General features: G+C 71.6%; 5 protein-coding genes. 1 reads left to right on the forward strand and 4 read right to left on the reverse strand.

Going from position 1 to position 6,000, the window contains the following annotated elements; genetic code table 11:
• Window positions 1-364 precede the first annotated feature (364 nt).
• The 4 genes from ABZZ38_RS21800 to ABZZ38_RS21815 all read right to left on the reverse strand — a co-directional run bounded on the left by ABZZ38_RS21800 (window position 365) and on the right by ABZZ38_RS21815 (window position 4,327).
• The gene (locus ABZZ38_RS21800; protein ID WP_356742407.1) at window positions 365-1,564 is read right to left on the reverse strand and encodes a hypothetical protein; all 1,200 of its coding nucleotides are present in this window, start codon (window positions 1,562-1,564) and stop codon (window positions 365-367) included.
• Complete coding sequence (locus ABZZ38_RS21805; RefSeq protein WP_356742409.1) at window positions 1,546-2,274, reverse strand: ATP-binding cassette domain-containing protein; 729 nt, start codon at window positions 2,272-2,274, stop codon at window positions 1,546-1,548. The genes ABZZ38_RS21800 and ABZZ38_RS21805 overlap by 19 nt, the downstream gene beginning before the upstream one ends.
• 182 nt (window positions 2,275-2,456) lie before the next feature.
• The gene (locus ABZZ38_RS21810; protein WP_356742411.1) at window positions 2,457-3,836 is read right to left on the reverse strand and encodes an aspartate aminotransferase family protein; all 1,380 of its coding nucleotides are present in this window, start codon (window positions 3,834-3,836) and stop codon (window positions 2,457-2,459) included.
• On the reverse strand, window positions 3,821-4,327 hold the full coding sequence (locus tag ABZZ38_RS21815; protein ID WP_356742413.1) for an Lrp/AsnC family transcriptional regulator: 507 nt from the start codon (window positions 4,325-4,327) through the stop codon (window positions 3,821-3,823). Before ABZZ38_RS21815 ends, ABZZ38_RS21810 begins: the two co-directional genes overlap by 16 nt.
• 190 nt (window positions 4,328-4,517) lie before the next feature.
• Here ABZZ38_RS21815 and ABZZ38_RS21820 point away from each other — a divergent pair, with 190 nt between their 5' ends.
• A complete protein-coding gene (locus ABZZ38_RS21820) occupies window positions 4,518-5,954 on the forward strand; it encodes a gamma-aminobutyraldehyde dehydrogenase (RefSeq protein ID WP_356742415.1) in 1,437 nt (478 codons plus the stop codon).
• Window positions 5,955-6,000 lie beyond the last annotated feature (46 nt).

The raw sequence follows: 6,000 nt of genomic DNA on the forward strand, positions 1-6,000 counted from the left end.
GGTGAGGCCGGGGCGCACCCCCACCCAACCGTGTTCCGGCACCGCCCCGGGAGGGACCGGCAGGACACACGCCCCCCGGATCAGGACATCCGCTCACGCCGGACGACACCGGCTCCGGCCCGAGGACCCGCGCCGCAGGACGCCGTGCCGGGGGAGGCGGCCGGCGCGGGCACGGCGTCCTGCGGCCGGGGTGGCCGTACGGCGGCGGCGCGGGAGGCGCCGCGCGAGGCGGCACCGCACCTCCGGTTCGCCGGCCCGATGCCGCTCCCGGCCGCCGCGCTGCTGGTCGCCCGCCGGTCCTCGGCGCGGGGGAAACCGCCGTCATCACCTCGTCCGGCGCGCCGGGGCCGGTGAGTGGGGCGCGTCAGCGCGCCGCGAGCGGCAGCGCCGCCAGCGCCGCCACGGCCCATGTCAGCGGCGCGAACACGACCAGCAGCGTCAGCGCCCGCAGGGCCACCGCCATGCGCAGCAGCGCCCGGGACGCGCCCAGCCGCAGCAGCGCGTCCTTCGTGTCGAAGCGGGTCTGCCGGGACTCCAGCGCGGCCGTGAGCAGCGTCGCCGTGGTGCACGCCATCACCAGCCCCGCGCCGAGCCCGGTCAGCGGACCGAACGGACGCGCGCCGCCGTCCCCGTACAGCGTGGTAGCCGTGATCGTGGCCGACGCCACCGCGCACGCCACGCCCAGCGGCCGGCCGATGCGCCGCGCCTCCTCCATCAGGGCCCGCCCGGCCAGCAGCCGGGTCGCGCCCGGCCGCAGCGCCTGGAGCACGCGCCCGCACAGATGGGTGACGCCCGGCCCGGCCAGGGCGAGGCCCACGGCGGCGAGCACCCAGCCGGCGAGCACCCCGGACGGTCCGGCGCCGAGACCCCCCGGCAGCGGCAGCGCCGCCACCCCGCCGGAGGCGCCCCGGGCCGCGTACGTCTCGACCGCCAGGCCCACCGCGATCAGGGCCACGCCCCACGGCAGCCCGGCCGGCGCGGTCGGCGCGGCCGACGGGCGCCGCGGTTCGCGGCGCTCCGCGCGGGCGGCGGCGCCCTCGTCCGGGAGGGGCTTGCGGCGCGGGCGCAGCGCCACGGCCGCCGCGAGGGACGCGACCAGCGGGACGACGGCGAGCAGCGTCACCGCCCCGGCCAGCGGCAGTGGTCGTCCGGCGGCCAGCAGTTCGGAGGCGGCCCCGTCGAACGGCAGGCCCGTCAGGTCGCCCCGCAGGTGCAGGAAGACCAGGAGCGCGACGGCCGAGCCGAGAGTGCAGGACACGGCGGTCGAGGTGGCGGCGAGCACGGCCAGCTGCGCCGGGCCGAGCCCCACCGCGGAGAGCCCTGTGCGCGGGCGGAGGGCGGAGTCCGTCCGGGCGACGGCGACGGCGAGGTGCGCGGTCGCCGCGAGCGGCAGCAGGCACCACAGGAGGCGGCGCAGGGCCGCCGGTGCTTCGCCGGGGTGCCCGACGGCGTACCCGAGGGCGCACAGCAGCAGGAAGCCGACCCCGGCGGACGCGGCCGTGACGAGCAGTCTGCGCAGCAGGACCAGTGGGTGGGTGCCCAGGGCTAGACGGAGAGCGAGCACGCGTCGCGCCCCTCCGCCTCGTGGAGCCGTACGGAGTTGACGCGCCGCCCGTCGAGCAGGTGGATCGTGCGGTCGGCGACCGCGGCCACGTCCGTGTCGTGCGTCGCGAGGACGACGGTGATGCGGTGGGAACGGGCGGCGGCGGTCAGGGTGCGCAGGACCTGGGCCCGGTCGGCCTGGTGCAGGGGCGCCGTCGGCTCGTCGGCGAAGAGGACCGCGGGCATGGCCACGAGGGCGCGGGCGACGGCGACGCGCTGGCGCTGGGCCTGCGGCAGCGCGGTAGGCCGCTTGCGCGCGCAGTCGCCGATGTCGAGCCGCTCCAGCCACTCCATGGCGGCGGCCTTGGCGGCGCGGTGCGAGGAGCCGCGCAGCAGCAGCGGGAGCGCGGCGTTCTCCCAGGTGTTGAGCTCGGGGACCAGGGCGGGCCGCGGGTCGATCCAGCCGAACCGGTCACGGCGCAGCCGCTCGCGCTGGAGCGCGCTCATGGTGTGGACGGGGGCGCTGTTGAACCAGACCTCGCCTTCCTGAGGGGCGAGCTGCCCGGACAGGCAGCGCAGCAGAGTCGTTTTTCCACATCCGCGCGGGCCGCTCACGGCGAGGATCTCGCCCTCGCGTACGCCGAGGGAGACACCGCTGAGCGCGGGGGAGCCGCCCAGGGAGTGGTGGAGGGAACGTGCCCACAGCACGTCGTTGTCCGGCGGGGCCACCATGGCGTACACCTCGGTCTCAGCTCGGTATCTGGTTCCCCCGTTTGGGGGAACGAAGGACAGGCCGATCGGTCACTGCGCACCGTAGGGATACATGACCGGGTGTACTAATAGCACGCGGCCCGGGTCGCCCTTCTCACTCGGAAGGAGCAAACCCGGGCCGCGTTCAGCCTACGGTCTGATGATCAGAGCTTGGTCCAGGCCTCGGTGAGGGTGGCCCGGAGGATCTGCTCGATCTCGTCGAACGTGGACTGGTTCGAGATCAGCGGCGGCGCCAGCTGGATGACCGGGTCGCCACGGTCGTCGGCACGGCAGTACAGGCCGTTGTCGAAGAGCGCCTTGGAGAGGAAGCCGTAGAGCACGCGCTCGGTCTCCTCGTCCGAGAAGGACTCCTTGGTGACCTTGTCCTTGACGAGCTCGATGCCGTAGAAGAACCCGTTGCCGCGCACGTCGCCGACGATCGGCAGGTCGGTCAGCTTCTCCAGCGTGGAGCGGAAGGCACCCTCGTTGTCCAGGACGTGCTGGTTGAGGTTCTCGCGCTCGAAGATGTCGAGGTTGGCGAGGCCCACGGCCGCGGAGACCGGGTGACCACCGAAGGTGTAGCCGTGCAGGAAGGTGTTGTCACCCTTGTAGAACGGCTCCGCCAGGCGGTCGGAGATGATGCACGCGCCGATCGGGGAGTAGCCCGAGGTCATGCCCTTGGCGCAGGTGATCATGTCCGGCACGTAGTCGAACTTGTCGCAGGCGAACATCGTGCCGAGGCGGCCGAAGGCGCAGATGACCTCGTCGGAGACGAGCAGCACGTCGTACTGGTCGCAGATCTCGCGCACGCGCCGGAAGTACCCGGGCGGCGGCGGGAAACAGCCACCGGCGTTCTGCACCGGCTCCAGGAAGACCGCGGCGACGGTGTCGGGGCCCTCCATCAGGATCTGCTGCTCGATCTGGTCGGCGCACCAGCGGCCGTAGGCCTCGGGGTCGTCGCCGAAGATCGGGGCGCGGTAGATGTTGGTGTTCGGCACCTTGTGCGCGCCGGGGACCAGCGGCTCGAAGGGGGCCTTCAGGCCCGGCAGGCCGGTGATCGACAGGGCACCCTGCGGGGTGCCGTGGTAGGCGACCGCACGCGAGATGACCTTGTACTTGGTGGGCTTGCCGACCAGCTTGAAGTACTGCTTCGCCAGCTTCCAGGCGGTCTCGACCGCCTCGCCGCCACCGGTGGTGAAGAAGACCTTGTTCAGGTCACCGGGGGCGTGGTGGGCGAGGCGCTCGGCCAGCTCGACGGCCTTCGGGTGGGCGTAGGACCACACGGGGAAGAAGGCGAGCTCCTGGGCCTGCTTGTACGCGGTCTCGGCGAGCTCGGTGCGGCCGTGGCCCGCCTGGACCACGAACAGGCCGGCGAGGCCGTCGAGGTAGCGCTTGCCCTTGTCGTCGTAGATGTACGTGCCCTCACCGCGGACGATGGTCGGCACGGGGCTGTTCTCGTACGACGACATGCGGGTGAAGTGCATCCACAGGTGGTCGTAGGCGGTCTTGGAGAGGTCCTTGCTCACGGCTATCGGGTTCCCCACATATAGGTCTGCTTCTTGAGCTTGAGGTAGACGAAGCTCTCGGTGGAGCGCACGCCGGGGAGGGTGCGGATGCGCCGGTTGATCACATCCAGCAGGTGGTCGTCGTCCTCACAGACGATCTCCACCATCAGGTCGAAGGAGCCCGCGGTCATCACCACGTACTCGCACTCGGCCATGGCCGTCACAGCGTCCGCCACCTGCTCCACGTCGCCCTCGACGTTGATCCCGACCATCGCCTGCCGGCGGAAGCCGACGGTCAGCGGGTCGGTGACGGCGACGATCTGCATGACGCCCTGATCGAGGAGTTTCTGGACGCGCTGGCGCACGGCCGCTTCGGAGAGGCCGACGGCCTTGCCGATCGCGGCGTACGGACGGCGTCCGTCCTCCTGGAGCTGTTCGATGATCGCCAGGGACACGGCATCGATCGCGGGGGACGATCCGTTTCCGGTCCTGGACTCTGCGCTTCGGCTGGCCACGTCTTCACTGTGCACCGAGTCTCGTCACTTGCGCAACCCCAAACCGAGGGAATCCGTTGCGCCGGAGATCAAATCCCACTGAATCCGAAGTTGCTGAGCGGCGGGCCTGTCGAAAGCGTCGCCTGAGCGTCTAGGGTGGGAGTTCACCGCGTGAGTGTCCACCACGTGGACACCGAGAGCTTGAGATCGACAGGAGGGGTGGCACGTGACCACCGAGCTGCGTCGTCTGCGCAACTACATCAACGGGGAGTTCCGGGACGCCGCCGACGGACGGACCATCGATGTGGTCAACCCGGCCACCGGCGAGGTGTACGCCACGTCTCCGCTCTCCGGGCAGGCCGACGTCGACGCCGCCATGGAGGCCGCCGCAGCCGCGTTCCCGGCCTGGCGCGACACCACGCCCGCCGAGCGCCAGAAAGTACTGCTCAAGATCGCCGACGCCTTCGAGGAGCGCGCCGAGGATCTCATCGCCGCCGAGTCGGAGAACACCGGCAAGCCCCTCGCGCTCACCCGCACCGAAGAGGTCCCGCCGATGGTGGACCAGATCCGCTTCTTCGCGGGCGCGGCGCGACTGCTCGAAGGCCGCTCGGCCGGCGAGTACATGGAGGGCATGACCTCGATCATCCGGCGCGAGCCGGTCGGCGTCTGTGCGCAGGTCGCGCCGTGGAACTACCCGATGATGATGGCCGTCTGGAAGTTCGCCCCGGCGCTCGCCGCGGGCAACACCGTGGTCCTCAAGCCGTCGGACACCACGCCGGCCTCCACCGTGCTGATCGCCGAGATCATCGGCTCGATCGTCCCCAAGGGCGTCTTCAACGTCATCTGCGGCGACCGCGAGACCGGCCGCGCCATGGTCGAGCACCCGACCCCCGCGATGGCCTCCATCACCGGCTCCGTGCGCGCCGGCATGCAGGTCGCCGAGTCCGCCGCCAAGGACGTCAAGCGCGTCCACCTGGAGCTGGGCGGCAAGGCGCCGGTCGTCGTCTTCGAGGACACCGACATCGCCAAGGCCGTCGAGGACATCTCCGTCGCGGGCTTCTTCAACGCCGGCCAGGACTGCACGGCCGCCACCCGCGTCCTCGTCCACGAGTCCATCCACGACGAGTTCGTCGCGGCGCTGGCCAAGGCCGCCGCCGACACCAAGACCGGCCTGCCGGACGACGAGGACGTGCTGTACGGCCCGCTCAACAACGCCAACCAGCTCAAGCAGGTCGCGGGCTTCATCGACCGCCTCCCCGCCCACGCCAAGGTCGAGGCGGGCGGCCACCAGGTCGGCGACAAGGGCTACTTCTACGCGCCGACGGTCGTCTCCGGCCTCCAGCAGGACGACGAGATCATCCAGAACGAGGTCTTCGGCCCCGTCATCACCGTCCAGTCGTTCCGCGACGAGGAGCAGGCGCTCGCGTACGCCAACGGCGTCGAGTACGCGCTCGCCTCCTCCGTCTGGACCAAGGACCACGCCCGCGCCATGCGGATGTCCAAGGCGCTCGACTTCGGCTGCGTCTGGATCAACACCCACATCCCGCTGGTCGCGGAGATGCCGCACGGCGGCTTCAAGAAGTCCGGCTACGGCAAGGACCTGTCGGCGTACGGCTTCGAGGACTACACGCGCATCAAGCACGTGATGACCTCCCTCGGCTGATCACACACAGGCCGCCGCGCGGGCGGGCCGGGGTTTCCCCCCGGCC

This window comes from Streptomyces sp. NPDC006368 (assembly GCF_040612535.1).
GTDB lineage: Bacteria > Actinomycetota > Actinomycetes > Streptomycetales > Streptomycetaceae > Streptomyces.